Origin of the sequence: Candidatus Salinivivens marinus (genome assembly GCF_965655845.1) — a bacterium.
In the GTDB taxonomy this organism is placed as follows: Bacteria; Pseudomonadota; Alphaproteobacteria; order Rhodobacterales; family Rhodobacteraceae; genus Salinivivens; species Salinivivens marinus.
On sequence record NZ_CBFHHX010000003.1, the window covers coordinates 132,532 to 151,644 of the forward strand.

General features: G+C 40.2%; 16 protein-coding genes, 1 tRNA gene and 1 riboswitch. Of the genes, 6 read left to right on the plus strand and 11 right to left on the minus strand.

Annotated features, from left to right (window positions below; genetic code table 11):
- The first annotated feature begins 11 nt into the window (after positions 1-11).
- Positions 12-638 carry a hypothetical protein gene (locus ACTF5Q_RS04350; RefSeq protein WP_438953452.1) on the plus strand — a complete coding sequence of 209 codons (627 nt, stop codon included), beginning with the start codon at positions 12-14 and terminating at the stop codon, positions 636-638.
- A gap of 79 nt (positions 639-717) precedes the next feature.
- Here the strand turns inward: ACTF5Q_RS04350 and ACTF5Q_RS04355 are convergent.
- Positions 718-792, minus strand: a tRNA-Gly gene (locus ACTF5Q_RS04355).
- 98 nt (positions 793-890) lie between these two features.
- Positions 891-4,328 carry a pyruvate carboxylase gene (locus ACTF5Q_RS04360; protein ID WP_438953453.1) on the minus strand — a complete coding sequence of 1,146 codons (3,438 nt, stop codon included), beginning with the start codon at positions 4,326-4,328 and terminating at the stop codon, positions 891-893.
- Between the two features lie 268 nt (positions 4,329-4,596).
- Between ACTF5Q_RS04360 and ACTF5Q_RS04365 the strand changes: the two genes are divergently transcribed.
- Positions 4,597-6,936 carry an ATP-dependent helicase gene (locus tag ACTF5Q_RS04365; RefSeq protein WP_438953454.1) on the plus strand — a complete coding sequence of 780 codons (2,340 nt, stop codon included), beginning with the start codon at positions 4,597-4,599 and terminating at the stop codon, positions 6,934-6,936.
- 65 nt (positions 6,937-7,001) lie between these two features.
- Here the strand turns inward: ACTF5Q_RS04365 and ACTF5Q_RS04370 are convergent, their stop codons facing one another.
- The 9 genes from ACTF5Q_RS04370 to ACTF5Q_RS04410 are packed head-to-tail and all read right to left on the minus strand — an operon-like array spanning position 7,002 to position 14,601.
- Positions 7,002-8,021 (minus strand): TonB family protein, encoded by a 1,020-nt coding sequence (locus tag ACTF5Q_RS04370; RefSeq protein WP_438953455.1) that lies wholly within the window; start codon positions 8,019-8,021, stop codon positions 7,002-7,004.
- On the minus strand, positions 8,018-8,404 hold the full coding sequence (locus tag ACTF5Q_RS04375) for an ExbD/TolR family protein (protein WP_438953456.1): 387 nt from the start codon (positions 8,402-8,404) through the stop codon (positions 8,018-8,020). The genes ACTF5Q_RS04370 and ACTF5Q_RS04375 overlap by 4 nt, the downstream gene beginning before the upstream one ends.
- 1 nt (position 8,405) lies before the next feature.
- The gene (locus tag ACTF5Q_RS04380) at positions 8,406-8,792 is read right to left on the minus strand and encodes an ExbD/TolR family protein (protein ID WP_438953457.1); all 387 of its coding nucleotides are present in this window, start codon (positions 8,790-8,792) and stop codon (positions 8,406-8,408) included.
- The gene (locus tag ACTF5Q_RS04385; RefSeq protein ID WP_438953458.1) at positions 8,785-9,417 is read right to left on the minus strand and encodes a MotA/TolQ/ExbB proton channel family protein; all 633 of its coding nucleotides are present in this window, start codon (positions 9,415-9,417) and stop codon (positions 8,785-8,787) included. Before ACTF5Q_RS04385 ends, ACTF5Q_RS04380 begins: the two co-directional genes overlap by 8 nt.
- Positions 9,418-9,421: 4 nt before the next feature.
- Complete coding sequence (locus tag ACTF5Q_RS04390; RefSeq protein ID WP_438953459.1) at positions 9,422-10,234, minus strand: cobalamin-binding protein; 813 nt, start codon at positions 10,232-10,234, stop codon at positions 9,422-9,424.
- Positions 10,235-10,261: 27 nt separating this feature from the next.
- On the minus strand, positions 10,262-11,014 hold the full coding sequence (locus ACTF5Q_RS04395) for an ABC transporter ATP-binding protein (RefSeq protein ID WP_438953460.1): 753 nt from the start codon (positions 11,012-11,014) through the stop codon (positions 10,262-10,264).
- Complete coding sequence (locus ACTF5Q_RS04400; protein WP_438953461.1) at positions 11,011-11,988, minus strand: FecCD family ABC transporter permease; 978 nt, start codon at positions 11,986-11,988, stop codon at positions 11,011-11,013. Before ACTF5Q_RS04400 ends, ACTF5Q_RS04395 begins: the two co-directional genes overlap by 4 nt.
- Positions 11,985-12,752 carry an ABC transporter substrate-binding protein gene (locus ACTF5Q_RS04405; RefSeq protein ID WP_438953462.1) on the minus strand — a complete coding sequence of 256 codons (768 nt, stop codon included), beginning with the start codon at positions 12,750-12,752 and terminating at the stop codon, positions 11,985-11,987. The genes ACTF5Q_RS04400 and ACTF5Q_RS04405 overlap by 4 nt, the downstream gene beginning before the upstream one ends.
- 46 nt (positions 12,753-12,798) lie before the next feature.
- The gene (locus ACTF5Q_RS04410) at positions 12,799-14,601 is read right to left on the minus strand and encodes a TonB-dependent receptor plug domain-containing protein (protein ID WP_438953463.1); all 1,803 of its coding nucleotides are present in this window, start codon (positions 14,599-14,601) and stop codon (positions 12,799-12,801) included.
- A 108-nt stretch (positions 14,602-14,709) separates the two neighbouring features.
- Positions 14,710-14,910, minus strand: a riboswitch (cobalamin riboswitch).
- Positions 14,911-15,460: 550 nt separating this feature from the next.
- Here ACTF5Q_RS04410 and mraZ point away from each other — a divergent pair.
- Genes mraZ through ACTF5Q_RS04430 form a run of 4 tightly spaced genes read left to right on the plus strand, consistent with a single transcriptional unit; the run spans position 15,461 to position 19,105 of the window.
- Entirely contained in the window at positions 15,461-15,970 is a 510-nt protein-coding gene (gene mraZ / locus ACTF5Q_RS04415; protein ID WP_438953464.1) for a division/cell wall cluster transcriptional repressor MraZ, read from the plus strand.
- A complete protein-coding gene (gene rsmH, locus ACTF5Q_RS04420; RefSeq protein ID WP_438953465.1) occupies positions 15,963-16,964 on the plus strand; it encodes a 16S rRNA (cytosine(1402)-N(4))-methyltransferase RsmH in 1,002 nt (333 codons plus the stop codon). The genes mraZ and rsmH overlap by 8 nt, the downstream gene beginning before the upstream one ends.
- On the plus strand, positions 16,957-17,316 hold the full coding sequence (gene ftsL / locus ACTF5Q_RS04425) for a cell division protein FtsL (protein WP_438953466.1): 360 nt from the start codon (positions 16,957-16,959) through the stop codon (positions 17,314-17,316). The genes rsmH and ftsL overlap by 8 nt, the downstream gene beginning before the upstream one ends.
- Complete coding sequence (locus ACTF5Q_RS04430) at positions 17,309-19,105, plus strand: peptidoglycan D,D-transpeptidase FtsI family protein (protein ID WP_438953467.1); 1,797 nt, start codon at positions 17,309-17,311, stop codon at positions 19,103-19,105. The genes ftsL and ACTF5Q_RS04430 overlap by 8 nt, the downstream gene beginning before the upstream one ends.
- Positions 19,106-19,113 lie beyond the last annotated feature (8 nt).

Below are 19,113 nucleotides of genomic sequence, written 5' to 3' on the forward strand. Positions count from 1 at the left end.
AAGTCCTAATTATGCCCTCGATTGATTATATAAATATCAAAGAGCTTTTAGGGTTAATTGCTAAGCAGAATTCTTTGGCTGGACGGTTTATTGTCGCAATTTGTGGTCCTCCTGGATCTGGAAAATCTACATTTGCAGGCTTACTATTAAAAGGACTTGGTGAATGTGCAAAGGTTGTACCTATGGACGGTTTTCACTTAGATAATCGCCAATTAAAAAATCTAGGTTTACTCCATCGTAAAGGTGCGCCGGAAACGTTTGATGCTTTTGGATTTCTTGAGCTTGTAAAAGATATACGAAGAACAGAGAATTTGTCATTTCCAGTTTTTGATAGAGATGCCGATAAAACAATTATGGATGCAGATAATTTGGGTCCTGAACACAAAATAATAATTGTCGAAGGGAATTATCTTTTATTGAAAAAATATCCTTGGTCTTATCTAAAAGGTGAGTTTGATCTATCCGTTTATTTGGAAGTTTCAGATATTGATCTGGAAAAACGATTAACTGATAGGTGGACCGCACACGGATTGGATCCAATTAGTGCGAGTGCGAGAGCACTAAGTAACGATATGGCTAATGTAAAATATGTGAAAGAGCACTCCATTCTTCCTGATTATAGAGTTGCTCAAGTTTAGGTAGACAACCGGCTTGAAATCTTGGGTTGCCGAGCCTTCAAGCGATTATGACTGAAAATGAGTATCTAATTCCTAGTAATGGAGCGGGCGATGAGATTCGAACTCACGACATTTACCTTGGCAAGGTAACGCTCTACCCCTGAGCTACGCCCGCATAAATCACTAAAAAGTTGTTTATAAAGATCCGTTTGCAACCGCAAGCATAAAATGGATTACATATTTAAAATATGTTACCTTATATAGTCGATACGGTTACTCCAGCTCTATGATTAAATCTTTTGCATCAATTTGGGTGGCTGCCTTGACGTGAACAGCTTTTATTTTAGCATCCCGCTCTACGTGAATACCAGTTTCCATTTTCATAGCTTCAATTGTTAAAAGCAGGTCACCTTTTTTTACAGTTTGACCTTCATTTACGCTAACTGTAGAAATCACACCGGGCATTGGGGCGCCAATGTGGTTGGAATTACTTGGGTCCGCTTTTGGTCGTGATATTGTCTCAGAAGTTACTAATCTATTAGGAACTCTAATTACTCTCGGCTGTCCGTTTAGTTCAAAAAAAACTTTGACTTCGCCGTTCTCATCCGTCTCACCGATTGCTTGCATGCGGATCTCTAGTGTTTTACCTGGATCAATCTCTAAACTTATTTCGTCACCTGAGTTCATGCCGTAGAAAAAAGTTTTTGTTGGTAGAGTTCGGACTGGGCCATATGTGAGATGCCGTTCCATGTAATCTAGGAAAACCTTTGGATACATTAAGTAACCATTTAAGTCCTCATCATCAATTTTCATGCCATCGAGCTTATCAGAAATTTCTTGACGTGTTTTTTCGAGATCTATTGGTTCAAGGTTTTTACCTGGCCGGGCTAAATTTGGTTTTTCGCCTTTCAAGGCCTTTTTAACTATGTGTTTCGGAAACCCTCCAGGCGGTTGTCCTAGATTTCCTCTGAGCATATCAACAACACTTTCAGGGAAAGCCACATCAGTTTTCGGGTTTTCGACATCATCACGATTTAAATTTTGAGCAACCATCATAAGGGCCATGTCGCCTACCACCTTTGATGATGGAGTAACTTTTACGATGTCACCAAACATTTGATTAACGTCTGCATATGTTTCTGCTATATCATGCCATTTTTCTTCCATGCCCATTGAGCGGGCTTGAGCCTTTAGGTTTGTAAATTGTCCTCCCGGCATTTCATGCAAATAAACTTCCGAGGCCGGTGACGATAGTCCACTTTCAAAAGCAGCATATTGAGCTCTAACTTGCCCCCAATAATCACTTATCTCTCTTAAATTTTCGATGTTTATTCCAGTATCACGCTCCGAGTTGTGCAGAGCTTCTACAATCGATCCCATACAAGGTTGTGACGTTCCTCCAGAAAAAGCATCCATCGCTGTATCAACAACATCAACACCAGCATCTGCTGCTGCCAAAATGGTAGCGCCCGCAATTCCAGAAGTATCGTGTGTGTGAAAATGAATTGGTAATCCCACCTCTTCTTTCAATGATTTCACAAGTTGACGTGCAGCGGCCGGCTTCAATAAACCCGCCATATCCTTGAGTCCAAGAAAATGTGCGCCTGCTGACTGAAGGTCCTTAGCCATGTTTACATAGTATTTAAGATTATACTTCGATCGGTCTGGGTTAAGAATATCACCTGTGTAGCATATTGTTCCTTCACAGATTTTTCCGCTATCAATTACAGCATCCATTGCAATGCGCATATTCTCAACCCAGTTGAGGCTGTCGAAAACTCGAAATACATCGATACCTTTTGATGCTTCTTTTACAAATGCTCTAACGACATTATCTGGATAATTTGTATAGCCAACACCGTTTGAGGCACGTAGTAGCATTTGCGTCATCAGGTTTGGCATTTGGGCCCTTAAATCTCGCAAACGCTGCCATGGGCATTCTTGAAGGAACCGATAAGCAACGTCAAAGGTTGCGCCGCCCCAGCATTCAACAGAAAAAAGCGAGGGTAAATTTGATGCATATGCAGGTGCTACCCTAATCATATCAACGGAACGCATTCTTGTCGCAAGTAGCGACTGATGACCATCCCGCATGGTCGTATCAGTAAGCAGAAGTTGCCTTTGTTTCAAAACCCAATCGGCAACTGCCTCGGCGCCTTTTTGTTCCAATAGGTTTCGGGTGCCGTAGCTCATTTCTCCAACTGGACTTGGAGATACAGGAGTGGGTGTATCAAAATTGGGTAGGGGTCTGTCCTTGGTTTCCGGGTGACCATTAACGCTCACATCCGCAATATATGTTAAGACCTTAGTCCCTCTATCTCGTCGCTTGTCAAAATCAAAAAGATCTGGCGTTGTATCGATAAATTTTGTTGTATACTCATTTGATAGAAATATGGGATGTTTTAATAAATTTTCGACAAACGCTATATTTGTAGAAACACCACGAATTCTGAACTCCCTTAATGCACGATCCATTCGGGCGATAGCCTTACTAGGTGTTGGTGCCCATGCTGTCACTTTTACAAGCAACGAGTCATAGTAGCGAGTAATTACGCCGCCTGCATACGCAGTACCGCCATCAAGCCTTATTCCCATACCCGTGGCTGATCTAAAGGCAGTTATTCGACCATAGTCTGGAATAAAATTATTTTGTGGATCTTCTGTAGTAATTCTTGTTTGTAAGGCGTGTCCGTTAAGTGTCACTTCACTCTGGTTTGCTTTGCCGGTGGCCTCGGCCATTGTTTTCCCTTCAGCGATCAGAATTTGCGCTTGAACAATATCGATGCCTGTCACTTCTTCAGTAACTGTGTGTTCAACTTGCACTCGTGGATTTACTTCAATGAAATAGAATTCTTCGGTATCCATATCCATTAAGAATTCAACTGTACCTGCGCATTCATAGTTTACGTGAGCACATATTCTCCTGCCCAAATCACACAGAGTTTCCCGCTGCTTTTGTGTTAAATATGGTGCTGGTGCTCTCTCAACCACTTTTTGGTTTCTCCGTTGTACAGAGCAATCTCGTTCCCAAAGATGAAAAATTTCACCATGCTTATCACCTAAGATCTGTACTTCGACGTGACGCGCTCGGGTAATCATTTTTTCAAGATAACCTTCACCATTACCGAAAGCTGACTCGGCTTCGCGTCGTCCCTCTAAGACTTTATCCTCCAATTCATTTTGATGTTCGATTGGACGCATTCCTCGTCCACCACCGCCCCACGAGGCTTTAAGCATTAATGGATATCCAATTTCAGCAGCCTGGGCCTTTATGGCATCCATGTCATCTCCCAAGACCTCTGTGGCTGGTATCACTGGGACATTGGCTTCTATCGCAACTCTGCGAGCGCTAGCTTTGTCACCTAGCGCTCTCATTGTTGTCGCTTGTGGTCCGATAAATACTATGCCGTTTCTTTCACAGGCATCAACCAAGTCGGGATTTTCAGAAAGCAGTCCGTAACCTGGGTGAATTGCATCTGCTCCACAATCCCTTGCTACACGTATTATTTCGTCAATTGAAAGATATGCAGCGACGGGCCCCATTCCGTGGCCTATTCTATATGCTTCATCCGCCTTAAATCTGTGAAGACCGAGCTTATCTTCTTCAGCAAACACTGCCACAGTCTTTTTGCCCATTTCATTTGCAGCTCGCATAATACGAATTGCAATCTCACCACGGTTTGCTATCAGGATCTTATTGAAGTCAGGCATTTAATAATCCTTAAGTACTAAATTGGCGACTTACGCTTTTTTTCTGCGTCGCAGAATGAAAAAAAAGTGTCAATACATTTCCAGTGCCTTTTTAATAAAAAAAATCTATTTATCTACAACTATATTAATTTTTTTAGATACACGGAGCCTATGTGGAAAACTATTTTGAGGAAATAAACGTCTTCTATGTTGATTAAATTACAGAATATGAAAGAACAAATTATGAACATACCTTTGCAAATTTAACATACTTGTCTAAAACATTCTTATGAGCAAAAACCCTCAAAACATGATTAAGTCATCTTCAGGGCTCTCTGCCCGAGCAATAAAAGCAAGATCTGAGCCTTATTTAAAGGAGCTAAATGAAGCTCAGAGAATTGCTGTGGAAACATTAGAGGGTCCCGTTCTGATGTTGGCAGGAGCGGGGACAGGGAAAACGAGAGCGCTAACTGCGAGAATTGTTCACTTGTTGAATACGGGTAGTGCTAGGCCAAATGAAATTTTGGCTGTGACTTTCACCAATAAAGCCGCTTTAGAAATGAAAAATCGAGTTGCACACACATTGGGGCGAGCTGTTGAGGGGATGCCCTGGCTGGGAACGTTTCATTCAATTTGTGTTAAGCTTTTAAGACGTCACGCGGAACTAGTAAATTTAAAGACTAATTTCACAATACTTGATACTGATGACCAGTTAAGACTTTTGAAGCAGTTAATAAAAGCAGCTGATGTAGATGAAAAAAGATGGCCGCCAAGACATTTAGCGAGCTTAATTGATAGATGGAAAAATAGAGGGTGGTTGCCAGATGCCGTTCCGACATCAGAAGCAAACGCATTCGATAATATTGGAACGGAATTGTACGTTCAATACCAGCAGCGGCTACGTGAGTTAAATGCCGTAGATTTTGGTGACTTAATTTTACTCGTTGTAGAGCTATTTCAAGAAAATGCAGAGATACTGTCGAAATATCAAAAGTGGTTTAAGTACATACTGGTTGACGAGTATCAAGATACTAATGTGGCTCAGTACTTATGGCTTAGATTGCTAGCTCAAAATCACAAGAATATCTGCTGTGTTGGTGACGATGATCAATCTATTTATGGTTGGCGAGGTGCAGAGGTAGGTAATATTCTTAGATTTGATAAAGATTTTGTTGGCGCAAAGATTGTACGTTTGGAGCAAAATTATCGATCCACCCCACACATTTTGGCCGCAGCTAGTGCAGTAATCTCAGGAAACAAAGATCGTCTTGGAAAAAAACTTTGGACTGAAAATGAAGAGGGGCAAAAAGTTCGCTTAATTGGTCATTGGGATGGAGAAGAAGAGGCTCGATGGATTGGTGAAGAAATCGAGTCAATTCAATCGGCAAATAGAAATTATCTAATAAACGGTTTGGATGAAATTGCTATTTTAGTGCGGGCGAGCCATCAAATGCGTACATTTGAGGACAGATTTTTAACCATAGGTTTGCCATATCGAGTTATTGGTGGTCCAAGATTTTATGAGCGCATGGAAATACGCGATGCCATGGCTTATTTCCGTTTGAGTTTGAGCTTAAGTGATGATTTGGCTTTTGAACGAATTGTTAATACTCCAAAAAGAGGAATTGGCGAAAAAGCTCAGCAAAAAATTCAGCAGGTATCAAGAAATAATGGAATTTCATTAGCTGAAGGTGCTCGTTTGTTATTAGACGAAGGAGGCTTTTCTGGAAAAGCTGCCATACAACTTGGTTTATTTCTGAAGAATTTAGATCGTTGGGGTTCGATCATCTCGAAAGGCGATAGCAATCATGTCGAATTGGCTGGAATAATTCTTGATGAAAGTGGCTACACTGACATGTGGCAGAATGATAAAACACCGGAAGCCGGTGGGCGATTAGAAAACTTAAAGGAGCTTGTTAAAGCACTCGAGGAATTTGAAAATTTACATGGCTTCTTAGAACATGTGAGCCTGATAATGGAAAACGACAGTGAAGAGTTTGAGCAAAAGGTTTCTATAATGACACTTCATGCTGCCAAAGGTCTGGAATTCCCAATTGTTTTCTTGCCAGGCTGGGAAGATGGACTTTTCCCATCACAACGAAGCATGGATGAGAGTGGGGTGAACGGCCTAGAAGAGGAAAGACGATTGGCTTATGTTGGTATAACGAGATCAGAGCAAGCTTGTTATATTTCTTTTGCGGGTAATCGTCGTGTTTTTGGCCAGTGGCAATCTTCAATGCCATCAAGATTTATTGATGAATTACCGGAGCAGCATGTTGATATACTTACACCTTCGGGTTTGTATAGTGGACCATCTGATTTTGGTGTGAATTATTCGACGTTGGATAATGAGGCGGGTCAGGCAGATGGATATGATAGCCCCGGTTGGAGGCGACTGCAAAAAAATAAAAATCAGCATTCTCTTACTCAGCCTAGTGAAAGTAAGGCGATCATAATTGATAGTACTTCCAACCCAATCTATGAAGTTAACGAGCGTGTATTTCATCAGAAATTTGGATATGGGACCGTCTTAGATATTGAAGGGGATAAATTGCAGATTGAATTTGAAAAGGCAGGTTCAAAACGAGTGGTTTCAAAATTTGTTTGCAGACCAGAGGATATTCTTTAATAGCTGAAATTTATTTTCCAATTATAGTAAATCTTGAGGCAAATGTTTTTTTTGAAATTGTCAAATTATAGAATTAACTTAATTTTGAAAATTTTCTTCTCTTTGTTGAAAGACGAAGGAGCTCTTGGAAAGTTTGCCAGTTGAGTGGCTCTTTGAGCTGCTGAATCAAACCTTGAATTACCTGAGCTATGAATAATTTTCACATTTAATAGATCACCATTTTTTGAAATAGTTAGCTCCATTGAAATACTGGCTTCGCCTCTAACTCCAATTGGGTTATCAACGGCGCGTTTTAGTGCTTTTATAATTTTGAAACCCCATTCTCGAGCAATATCATCGTCAATTTTGCTTTTATTATTTTGTATTTGGGTACTTTGGTTTGCACTGTCTAGAATTGGTTTTTGATCTGCTACTTGCAATGAAGAAAATTGCGTCTGATCTAAGTTATTAATTTTTTGATCAGGCCTATGATCAATTTGCGATGATTTTTTTGGGAGTAGGTCTTCAGGGTTATTTGGTTCATAATTGGAAAGGTCTTTATAAATGTCTATTTGAGGAAGGTAGTTAGTTGTTGGTTCAAAACTCTGCCTATAAATGTCTTTCTTGGTATTACTTTTTAAAGTCTTTGGTATATCTATCCCAGTGACTGAAGATATCGCTGTATATGCTTTATCATAATTTGCCATGGCGGTTGGCCTGATTGGCTTTCTCAAAGTGAGGTTTAATTCTGATACTGGCATGTTATTTTTACTAATTTTGGGAATGCTATTATTTTTACCGATCGGTAGTTTTAACTCGTTGGGTTTTTTTTGATAAATCAATTTTGAATTAGCGTTTGACTGTTGGGCTGGTGGATAATCATTGTTTGCCTTAGGAGAAAGCGGTTGACTATCCGAGTTTAAACTTGGTTGAGTGCTCCATTTTTCCAGCAAGTATAATTCTGTGTCACTTATAATTTCTAGATTCGAAGTGGCGCCTTCTATGTTAGGCGTAATTTTGTCTTGGAATGATAAGTAAAGCGACACACCAAACATGTGCAGAATGATTGAGGCGCTTATGAAGAACAACCAGGCTTGCAATTTCATTTTTCAATCCTCTGGTTGGTCAATAGGTTTAGTTCAATAATACCTAACTCTTTTAATTTTTCTGAAATACTTAACAAATCTTTAGCTGGGAAACTACTATCTGCTATCAAAAGTAATTTTTCTGGTTTGCTTTGTTCTAAATACCTCCAAGCATTTTCATTAACTTTATCTGATATAAACACTTTTCCTATTTTCGATATATACAGTCGTTCTTCAGTACTAACTTTATTTGAACTATCGGCGTAAGGTTTGTCGAGTTCAAAAGGATCGGGAATAATGAAACTAGAAGTCATCAAGAAAAAAATTAGTAATAGAAAAATAACGTTTACCATAGGGATGATGGACTCTTTTTTTACTCTACCGGGGTGTACAGCAAAACGCATATTACTTGCCGCTCACTTTTAAATTTGAAAAACCACTGGATTTGAGTAACTCAATTACATCCAGCATTCTCTGGGTTGAGGTACCTTCAAGCACTTGTACAATTATGATTTGAGAAAGATCTAGAGTAATCTCTTCTAACCTTTTTATTGCAACAGTATCATCTGCCTCTACTCCATTTATTAGCAATTTGTCACTCTTGATTTCAATAAGTCTGGGATGCTCATCGTAATTCAAGCTGCCATAAATGGTTTCAGATAAAAGATTTACTTTCTTGTCCACGGTAAAAGTTGACGCCAACATAAAGAAAACCAATAAGAGAAACACAACATCAATTATCGGCGTTAACGAAGGCCTGCGTCGATGAAATGACCGCTCGAAATCAAACACCGAAACCACCAGGCTTTCTAGTAAATATCTGAGTTGCTAAATCTTCTAGGTCATTTCTAAGTTTGTCTATTATATTGTCAAAAAAACTTAAAGATACTGTTGCTACAATAGCCACTGCCATGCCTGCAGCAGTTGTAAGAAGGGCTTCCCAAATACCTCCAGCTAATATACTCGGGTCGGCTTCATTTCCACTTTCTTGCAATCTTTGGAAAGCCTCTATCATGCCTAGAACGGTTCCCAAAAGGCCCAACAATGGTGCTATATGAGAAATTAGCTCTATAATTCTAAGGCCCTTATTGGCTTGGTGTAGGCTATTCCTTGCCTCTGCCTCACATTCTTCTCTAGCACTTTCTTCTGCTAAAGCTTCGTCAATAATTGAGACTATAGTCTTTTTAGCCAGAGTCTCTCTAATACCTTTTGTATCTAGAAAAACTTTTCTCAAATACTCAATATTATTTAATTTCCAAGCATCTAAAATTAATCTAGTGCGCTTGGAATTCCAAACGCCAAGTTTCATTAAATGTGATAGTTTATAAAAAATAATTGCCAGTAGAATTATGGATAGCAGAAAAATTATCCATAAGGCTGGACCCCCTTTATTTAGAAAATTTAAAATTTCAGTCATTAAGCTAACCTCGTAATTTATCTCTGGCATTGTCTAAAATACAGCAAATTTGATCTAATCCTGGTCCAAGTGCAGCGGGTCCCGGCTGAAGAATTAGTGGCGACTTGATTTCAAAAATTAAGTCATTTTTGACTGCGTTTATTGACTTCCAATTACTTCTTGCAGCAATTTTTTCTTTTCTAACTTTTTTGCCACACCAAGAAGCAATTATAACGTCTGGATTAGCCTTAATTACCTCTTCCGAGTTAAGTATTCTACTTTTTGCATCTTTATTTTTTGATTTATCTGAAAAAACATCGACGCCGCCCGCTATTTGCACAAGTTCTGAAAACCATAAAATGCCTGATATCAAAGGTTCATCCCATTCCTCTATATATACCTTTAAAACCTCTGTTTTTTTCTTTCTCAGGGTTTCTAGCTTTTTTGTGTAATCTGCTATTAATTTCTCAGCTTTCCTGTTTGCTCCAACAAGTGAGCCAATCATTGCAATCATTGATAAAATGCCCTCTACACTTCTTTGATTAAATGCATGGACATCAATACCTTTTAAAATTAATTCTGCTGCGATATCTGCTTGAAGATCTGAAAATGTTAGAACTAAGTCAGGGTTCAGCAATAGTATTTTGGGAATGTCAGCGCTGGTGAACGCACCAACACGAACTTTTTCTTTGCGTACTTCTGGAGGTCTTACAGCGTAACCTGTTACTCCCACTATTCTGTCCTGCTCACCAAGTAAGTATAATGTTTCCACGGTTTCCTCAGTTAAGCAAACGATACGATTTGGTTTAAAGTCTTTCATTTTCTTTAGTGCATCCATCTGACCCCAGAGGATGTAGCTTTTCTCCTAATTTGAATGACTTAATACTTCTATTGGTTGACAAATTATTCCATTATCAGTTCGTGCGTGATATGCTCTTACGTTGAAAACCTTTTCCAGGTTCTCATCTGTCATTGTTTGTGCAGGGTCACCAATTGCATACAATCGGCCTCTGTCTAACATTATAATTTTATTGCAGAATGTTGCTGCTAAATTTAGGTCATGCAGTGATATTAAAACTCCTTTTCCTTCTTTAGCCATGTCTGCAAACATTTTCATGGTCGTTAATTGAGTCGCTGGGTCTAAACCAGCTATTGGTTCGTCGGCCAAAATCAGTGGTGTGTTTTGTGCCAGTGCACGGGCAAGCAGTACTCTTGCCTGCTCTCCGCCTGATAGTTCGGTTGAAATTCGGTCGCGATAATTTATTAACCCCGTTCTGTCTAAGGCATCATTTATTATTTGATTTTTATCCAGATTTTTAGTTGGTAAAAGCTGACCAAGTGCGACTGTTTCCAAAACTGAGATAGGCCAGTTTATCTCCCTTTCTTGTGGCATCCAAGCGGCTGTTGATGAGCGCTCGTTTAGTGGTAACGCTGCTAAGGATGAATCGCCACTGTGCTCAATCAAACCAAGGGCAGCTTTAAGAAGCGTAGTTTTGCCTGCGCCATTAGGTCCGACTAGACCTACCAATTCATGACTTCTGATTTCTAAAGATACATTATCTACGACTGGACATTGTCCTCTTCTTACCGAAAGATCTTTGAGAGTTAATAGTGTCATTGTAGAGCCGACCTCGTTTTATAAATAAGATGTAAAAACAATGGGGCGCCAATAATTGCCATCAAAACTCCCAGTTTTAAGTCGCGATCGGGCAAAATTACCCTGACTGCTATATCCGCCGCTAGAACCATGACGGCGCCCCCAAGACCAGAAACTAATATGAGAGTTGATGGTTTTCCCTTTACTAGTGGTCTTAATAAATGCGGTACTACCAGCCCAACAAAACCAATTGCGCCACAAACAGCTGTCGCTGCCCCGACCGAAGAAGCAACGCCAAATACGAGAAGTAATTTTGTCTTTGTTAATGAAATGGATAAAGAAGAGGCCACATCCTCGCCTAAGGTTAATGCATCAAGTGCTTTTCCTATGGACCCAATCATTAGCCAACCGATCACGCAAAAAGGTAAAGCTAGCCATACGTGTTCGAAAGATCTGTCTGCTAGAGATCCCATTAACCAAAATACGATTTCAGAAGTTGCATATGGGTTTGGTGATAGATTAAGAGCAAGTGATGTAAATGCGCCGGCTAAGGCGCTTACCGCAATTCCAGCTAGAATAAGCGTCAAGGAGCTTCCGCGAGGGCCTGCCAACAACAGGAGAAGCAATACTGCTAAGGTGGCAAAAGAAAACGCTGCAATAGGTAGACCCATCCAAACATAGGTCGCGAAACCTGTCTGTAAGGAAATAACCGCGCCAAGTGCCGCAGATCCTGACACACCGATTAAACCTGGCTCTGCAAGGGGGTTTCGCAGATAGCCCTGCAGGGCTGCACCGCATACACCCAACGATGCGCCGACCAATATCGCCAAAATAGCGCGTGGAAGTCTTATTTGCCTCATCACTGTGCCTAAAGGGCCATCACCATAATATAAAGCTGTGATGCCCTGGCTGAAACTGGTTGTGGTATGACCTGTGCTCAGTGAAAAAATAAAAAGAGCAATTAGAAATATCAGTAATGTAAGTTTTAAATTCATTTCGTGCTCATTTTGTCCGGGTGTATTGTTTGTAAGTCCTCTATCGCCTTCACAATATGTGGTGTACCACAAACCCAGTTTGCATCGGTGGAAGAAACGTGTCTTAAAGGTTTGAGCGCAGGGTGTTTTAGAATTTCTTCAGATCTAGATGAGCCAGGATAGGTCGTGCCGGTTATAATCACCTCAGGTTTCGACATAATTAATAACTCTAATGGCAGCGTCCCACCCCAGTGTATACCAATTTCTGAAGCTATGTTTGAAAAACCTGCCAGATCTAAAATTTGCCCTGCGAGAGTGTTTCCACCAGTTGTGTAACCGTTCGCGTAATATAGTGCCGCTCGTGGTCTAGTGTTTATACCCGTTGTAAGGTCTGTTAACCTGGCCTCAAAATTTGCAACTAGTGTGTTGGCGCGGTCAGTATGCCCTAGCAGTTTACCAGTCCTTTGCATGTTGAGGATGATCTGCTCTATTGTATTCGCTGGCTCGAATTTTTCGACACGAATGCCCAAACTTTCCAACATATTTACAGTAGCTTTTGCTGTATAGATACCAGCAAATACTATATCAGGCTGGAGTAAATATACCTCTTCAGCACCACTATTGTTCTGGTGATACTTAGAAGCTTCTTGGGCCATTGCAGAAGAAAGTATATCTGTTGAAATTTCAGACAATGAAATAATCTGACTATCATCTGCGAGAAGCATAACAAATTGATCTGTGCATACATTAAGTGAAACAACCTTTGGGTTGTTTTCAGTGGCCAATGTAATAGTCCCAAAAAAATAAAGAACTGAGTAAAAGGCGATAAGTCTAAAAAGATGCACGGATACCTGCAAAAAACTGACGGCCTCCTGTATTATATCCTTTTATCGTTTCGTACTTTTCATCTGCTAAATTTTGCACTTTGAAATATATAGATGATTTATCGTTCATGTCGTATGTAAATGAAACATCAACAACTTCGTAGTCTGGCATCTGAACGTTAGATGGCCAGACAATATCTTCAATATCTTTTGCAACTTTTACAGATAGCAAACTGTAAAAGTTTTCGCTAAATTGGTTTTTAATATTCAAAACAATATCATGTTTTGGAACTCTTACCGCTTTAACGTCACCTGTTTCAGCCTTGGTGTAAGTATAATTTGCGTTTAAATTGAACTTATCGCTTACCTTCAAATTTGAGGAAAGTTCCAAACCACTTGTTTTTGTGCTGCCATTATATTGCTCATAAACAAAAGTATCGTTGTTAAACTCGATTAAATTATCAACGGTATTATTGAAAATCGTTGCACTTAATTTTGAAGTTTCATTTAATTTTTTCTCTAACCCGATTTCAGCATTCAGGCTTGTTTCTGGGGTAAATGTTGAATTTCCGTAGTAGCTGTCAAAAAGTTCGTAAAGTGATGGTGCTCTAAAGCCGCTGCTCAAAACTAATCGACTGGTTAATTCATCTTGATGTCTGTTAATAGCCGCCAGACGGTAGGTGGTATCATTTCCGTAGTTCTTTGAGCTAGTGCGCCGTGCAGCTAATGATATATCACTGTTTTTTCCCAGCGCGTAATTTACCTCAGAAATTACTGCTGTTTCTTTATAGTCTTTGATTTGTCCATCGATATCAGCTTCTTCCGTGCTTTCTTCATAACCAAAAGTAACATTTGCTCCATTAAAAATGGTCTGTCCTGTGTAATTCCAAACATCTCGGCTTCCGATGAAGCTCTTGTTCCAACCGTTACGATCATACCTATCAGTGTTAGAAAATGATCTTTTGATTTTATTTGTAATTGATCCTGAATCAAATGATGCATATATGCTTCCGGCTGATCGAGTTCTGTCAATATGATCAAACTCATGATTGAAGCCATCATAATCAATTTCTTCCTCAGAATATAAAGCTGTCGCTCCGAGAGTTAGTTGTTCATTTATATTTCGATCCATAACTAATCGGATCTCAGTTTTGCTGTACGGATCGGTTTCGTCGTTATCTGATTTCGCCGAATAACCTTCAGTGGTCATGTTATTGATGGACAGTGCATAACTGCTACTGTCCTCAGCTTGGGTGATTTTAATATTTGCCGTTACAGTGTTGTTTGAACCCAAAGTAATATTTGTTTCAGTGTTATTACCAATGGTTTTTGAATTATTTGTTTTGAAATTGATTACACCGCCTATTGCTTCTGATCCGTAAATTGCTGACTGAGATCCTTTCATTATTTCAATTTGATCAAATCCTGATGTCATAATACCACCGAAATCGTAACTATTTTGAGTCCCAGTCGGATCAGAAATATCCACACCATCCACACGAACAGCAACGTAGCTTTGGGATAAACCCCGAAGCCTGATACCTGTTTGGGAGCCCACTCCACCTGACGATGACATTGCTACACCTGACTGGGCGTCCAATAAATTTACTGCATCAAACACGTTTGTTTTTAACTCATCGGACTGCAAAACTTTAACACTTGATCCGGTTTTATTAATATCAATGTCCTGAAAGCCAGCGCTTACATATATTTCACCGAGGTCATAGGTTTCCTGAGCAAAGCAAGTGCTGGCTTGAAACATTAATAAACCAGTTATTGATAATATTTTATTCATAATAACGCCTTTCATTGGCACTCCTGTACCACTATCGTTTTAATTTCTAGAAAGGACTGACCTTTCCGATGTGTAATTTTCACCACAACGGAACTACCGCAACCCATAGAGCGCCCCGCTCACGGATAAGGTGACAGTTTGGCAGGTCTCCTGACTTGCGGATCTTTGCTTCGCTAGGCCTTCCCAGATTATCCAGTGGCTTTTCTAACGTTGCTAACCGCCTACAGTTGCGGGGGCAGTTCCGGAATTGGCTTGAACACAATAAACCTTACCGGATTCCCTATTAAGTGGAATCTCTTCCACACCAAACTTGGTATTATCCTAATATCGGAGGGCTATCATTGCAATGTCACAAATTTCGCATTTATAAATTTTTTTAAGATCACTTTGGGAATACGTGGTAATATAATCATTTGTTGGCATATTCTGATGAATATATTAATGAAAGTAAAAAATTCTGTGATATTTATGATTTTTTTTATTTAGATAAAAGTCTGTATATAGTTAACTAAATGAATTACAATACTATATATTGTGCCGTCAAGAAAAGTAATTTCATTTTTCTTATATTTGTGCATTAAATTCCCATAAAATCCCATTTTTTTCTTGCATTATGGGGATTTGTCGTGCAGATATAGTTTCAAGATGAGTAGGGATTTATAAAGGACGCTAAGATCCTAAATTGAAAGTCAGGTTTCATACAGGCCCCAGTTTCATCTAATAGTTGGAGTGCAGACACATTTCCCCCCCAGATGTCGCGCTCCGGTAGAGCCTGAAGTGGTCGGGCACGAATTCGGCGGATTGGGCAGTGGCAGTAGCCCGGTCCGCCTTTTCGTTTCTGTTCCGCGGAATGAGATTAATTGGGTGATTGAAGTTGGTGCGTAGATTCAGAGGTGAAGGACTTAATAAAGTTGATAGTAAGGGTCGGGTTTCAATTCCAGCCCTGTTTCGGCGAGTAATTGAGTCTTGTGATCCAGGGTGGACAGATGGGCTACAGCCGGAACTCGTTATTGTTTACGGCGACAGCAGGAAAAACTTTCTTGAGTGCTATACTATTCAAGCAATTGACGAAGTTGATCAGAAGATCAGTGATTTACCGAGAGGGTCAATTCAACGGAAGATGCTTGAAAGGCTTTTTCATGGTCAGAGTTTCCCTACATCTGTTGATGATACTGGAAGATTAGTTATTCCCCAAAGATTAAGGGAAAAAATAGGAATAAAAGCAGAGGCATATTTTATTGCTTCTGGAGATACGTTTCAAATATGGAACCCAGAAACATTTAAAGAAGACCAGGAAAAGGCGAATGCTTGGTTGCAGTCTCTTCCAGAAGATTTTGATCCTCTGATATATTTAGATGCCTCGGATCGTCAATCTGATGATTAATATACAGTTTCCAGTTTCTAACTCGCCGCATATTCCTGTTTTAATTGAGCCCATTATAAATCTAATTTCTCCAGTTTCAGGATACTGGCTTGATGGGACTTTTGGCGCAGGTGGTTATACCCGGGCGCTACTTGAGGCAGGAGCAGAAAAGGTTATTTCGATCGATCGCGATCCTCAGGTTTTCGATCTTGCAAAGCCTTGGGTGAGCAATTACCCGGATAAAATTCAGCTTCACAACGATAAATTTTCCAATTTAGGTAAGTATGGATCAGATTTAGATGGCATAGTCTTAGACCTTGGTCTTTCTTCAATGCAAATAGATGAGGCTTCTCGTGGCTTCTCCTTTATGAAAGACGGTCCCTTGGACATGCGAATGTCTAAAAGTGGACCAAGCGCTGCAGATCTGGTGAATACGTCACCCGAAAGTGAGATTGCAAATATACTATATTTCTTTGGTGAGGAGAGATCTAGCCGGCGCATTGCAAATGCTATCGTTACAAGGCGAGCTGAGAGGCCATTCGTCTCGACGCTGGATCTATCTAATGTGATTGAAAATTGTCTGCCTAGAAAAAAACCTGGTGCAAGTCATCCCGCAACAAAATCATTTCAGGCGCTCAGAATAGCCATAAATGACGAATTCACCGAGCTATATGAAGCTTTATTTGCAGCAGAGAAAGCACTTCGGAGTGGAGGTATTTTAGCGATAGTAACTTTCCACTCGCTTGAAGATCGAATAGTGAAACGCTTTTTTCAACTTCGAAGTGGTTCTGCGGGAAATTCTAATAGATATGCACCAGAATTAAAAAATGAAGTTAAGCATTTTCAGATAGTTAATCGAAAAGCAATTATTCCTCCAGATCAAGAATTATTGAATAATCCAAGATCAAGATCTGCAAAACTTCGAATGGCAAAGAGACTGAGTTCCGAGCCAGGCTCAACTCTTTTACCAAGTCAACTTGGTATACCAGCAATACAAGGAAAACATTATGCGTAACTTTTTCTATCTAGTCATATTCGGTTTGGTTATTACTCTCGCATATTGGGCCTATCAGGAAAATGTAAAAACCCAGATGGCAATTAAAAAATCAGAAGAATTTCAGATAGAAATTGGCAAAGCTCGAGCAAAGCTGGCTGTACTTAAGGCGGAGTGGGCATACCTAAACAGGCCTGAACGTCTTATTCATTTAACAAACCTTGGTTTTGATCAATTAAAATTGGCCCCTATTAGAGCGACAAATTTTGGAGAGTTTAATCGTTTAAGCAATGGAACAGGTAATATTAAATGGAGCTCTGCTTTAAATCCCGAGATATCCCAGTCTGAAGTAAGGGTTTATACCAATGATTGAGCCAAGCGGCCGAATACCTTTGCGGCCGCTTGGTAAAGTCCTTGCAGCACGAGAAAGAGGCGAAAATACTGATGTAATCGAACAAGAAAATACCAGACGACGAAACCATGAAATTGACAGCCAAGAGCATTTAAAAGCAAAAGGCCGTTTGGTAGTTCTTGCAGCAGTATTTCTGTGTCTTTACGGAGTGCTAGTCGTTCGTATGGGGCATTTGGCAGCTTCAAATCCACACGAAGCCCAAATTCAGTCAATAGGCTCATCTATTGTTGCCCAAAGAGCAAATATTGTTGACAGGCGGGGGCGTATCTTGGCCACAAATCTTGATACTCATTCGCTTTACGCTGAAACGGCTCATTTAACAGATCCTAGAAGAGCCGCAGATGGGCTGGAAAAAATTTTTCCAGACTTGAAAGCGGATAAACTATACAAGGAGTTTACGGGAAAAAGAAAGTTTCTATGGATAAAAAAACGTATTAGTCCGGAAGCTTATCAAGCGGTACACGATCTGGGAGATCCTGGGTTACGCTTTGGTCCGCGAGAAATGCGACTTTATCCAAATGGTAAATTAGCTGCGCATGTTCTTGGGGGAGCAAGCTTCGGTCGGGAGGGTGTGCACTCTGCTGAGGTAATTGGGGTCGCAGGTGTAGAAAAAACATTTGACGAGAGATTGAGGAGTCCAGCATCATCAGCTAACCCTCTTGAACTTTCAATCGACTTATCTGTGCAAGCAGCAGTAGAGAGTGTTTTAGAAAGCGGGATGTCGCTTCTGAATGCCAAAGGAGCTGCCGCGATTTTGATGAATGTTTACAACGGCGAAATTATTTCACTTGCATCACTCCCCGACTTTGATCCTAATCATCGACCGAAATTACCTTCTAGTGGCGATCCCGGAAACAGTCCATTGTTCAATCGGGCAATCCAAGGCGTATACGAGTTGGGTTCCACATTTAAAATCTTTGCCATAGCACAGGCACTGGAGCTTAACCTGGTTTCTCCAGAAACTATGATTAATGTAAGTGGCCCATTAAGATGGGGGAAATTTAAAATACGAGATTTCCACAATTACGGATCTGAGCTGTCAGTTAAAAAAGTAATTTCAAAATCTTCTAATATAGGAACCGCTAGAATTGCCCAGGAAATAGGATCTTCAGAACAGCAAAATTTTTTAAAATCATTAGGATTTTTTGATATTGTGCCATTAGAAATGGTCGAAGCGTCAGGAGGCAAGCCATTGCTTCCAAAGAAGTGGTCCGAATTATCAACGATGACAATTTCCTATGGGCACGGTTTGTCAGCTACTCCTCTTCATCTAGCTACAGCTTATGCTGCCATAGGCAATGGAGGATACAAGGTTACACCAACACTGCAAATTCAGGAAAATCAAAAATATGGTGATCGAGTCATTTCTGAAAAAGTCGCAAAGCAAGCTTTGACTATGTTGAGAAGCGTCGTCACGGAAGGCACGGCTACAATGGCGGAAGTACCAGGTTATCCAGTGGCTGGCAAAACGGGAACCGCTGATAAGCCCAGCCCAACGGGTAGATACTATGAAGACAAGGTCATAACAAATTTTGCCGCATTGTTTCCTGCGAACAACCCCAAATATGTATTAGTTGTAACCATGGATGAGCCTGAAGATAATACCGGAGAAGAAGTTCGGCGTACCGCGGGATGGACGGCTGTACCAGTAGCGGCAGAAATAATCACTAGAATAGCTCCGTTACTAGGATTGAGGCCTCAAAATAATAAAGATAACTTATTTAGAGTTTTGCCCGCAAAAATGAACTAAGATATCTT

What these genes read in the sequence shown, in the direction of transcription:
- ACTF5Q_RS04350 (WP_438953452.1), top strand. Translation starts at nt 12, where the DNA reads ATGCCCTCGATTGATTATATAAATATCAAAGAGCTTTTAGGGTTAATT.
- ACTF5Q_RS04360 (WP_438953453.1), bottom strand. Translation starts at nt 4,328, where the DNA reads ATGCCTGACTTCAATAAGATCCTGATAGCAAACCGTGGTGAGATTGCA.
- ACTF5Q_RS04365 (WP_438953454.1), top strand. Translation starts at nt 4,597, where the DNA reads ATGAGCAAAAACCCTCAAAACATGATTAAGTCATCTTCAGGGCTCTCT.
- ACTF5Q_RS04370 (WP_438953455.1), bottom strand. Translation starts at nt 8,021, where the DNA reads ATGAAATTGCAAGCCTGGTTGTTCTTCATAAGCGCCTCAATCATTCTG.
- ACTF5Q_RS04375 (WP_438953456.1), bottom strand. Translation starts at nt 8,404, where the DNA reads ATGCGTTTTGCTGTACACCCCGGTAGAGTAAAAAAAGAGTCCATCATC.
- ACTF5Q_RS04385 (WP_438953458.1), bottom strand. Translation starts at nt 9,417, where the DNA reads ATGACTGAAATTTTAAATTTTCTAAATAAAGGGGGTCCAGCCTTATGG.
- ACTF5Q_RS04390 (WP_438953459.1), bottom strand. Translation starts at nt 10,234, where the DNA reads ATGGATGCACTAAAGAAAATGAAAGACTTTAAACCAAATCGTATCGTT.
- ACTF5Q_RS04395 (WP_438953460.1), bottom strand. Translation starts at nt 11,014, where the DNA reads ATGACACTATTAACTCTCAAAGATCTTTCGGTAAGAAGAGGACAATGT.
- ACTF5Q_RS04400 (WP_438953461.1), bottom strand. Translation starts at nt 11,988, where the DNA reads ATGAATTTAAAACTTACATTACTGATATTTCTAATTGCTCTTTTTATT.
- ACTF5Q_RS04410 (WP_438953463.1), bottom strand. Translation starts at nt 14,601, where the DNA reads ATGAAAGGCGTTATTATGAATAAAATATTATCAATAACTGGTTTATTA.
- rsmH (WP_438953465.1), top strand. Translation starts at nt 15,963, where the DNA reads ATGATTAATATACAGTTTCCAGTTTCTAACTCGCCGCATATTCCTGTT.
- ftsL (WP_438953466.1), top strand. Translation starts at nt 16,957, where the DNA reads ATGCGTAACTTTTTCTATCTAGTCATATTCGGTTTGGTTATTACTCTC.
- ACTF5Q_RS04430 (WP_438953467.1), top strand. Translation starts at nt 17,309, where the DNA reads ATGATTGAGCCAAGCGGCCGAATACCTTTGCGGCCGCTTGGTAAAGTC.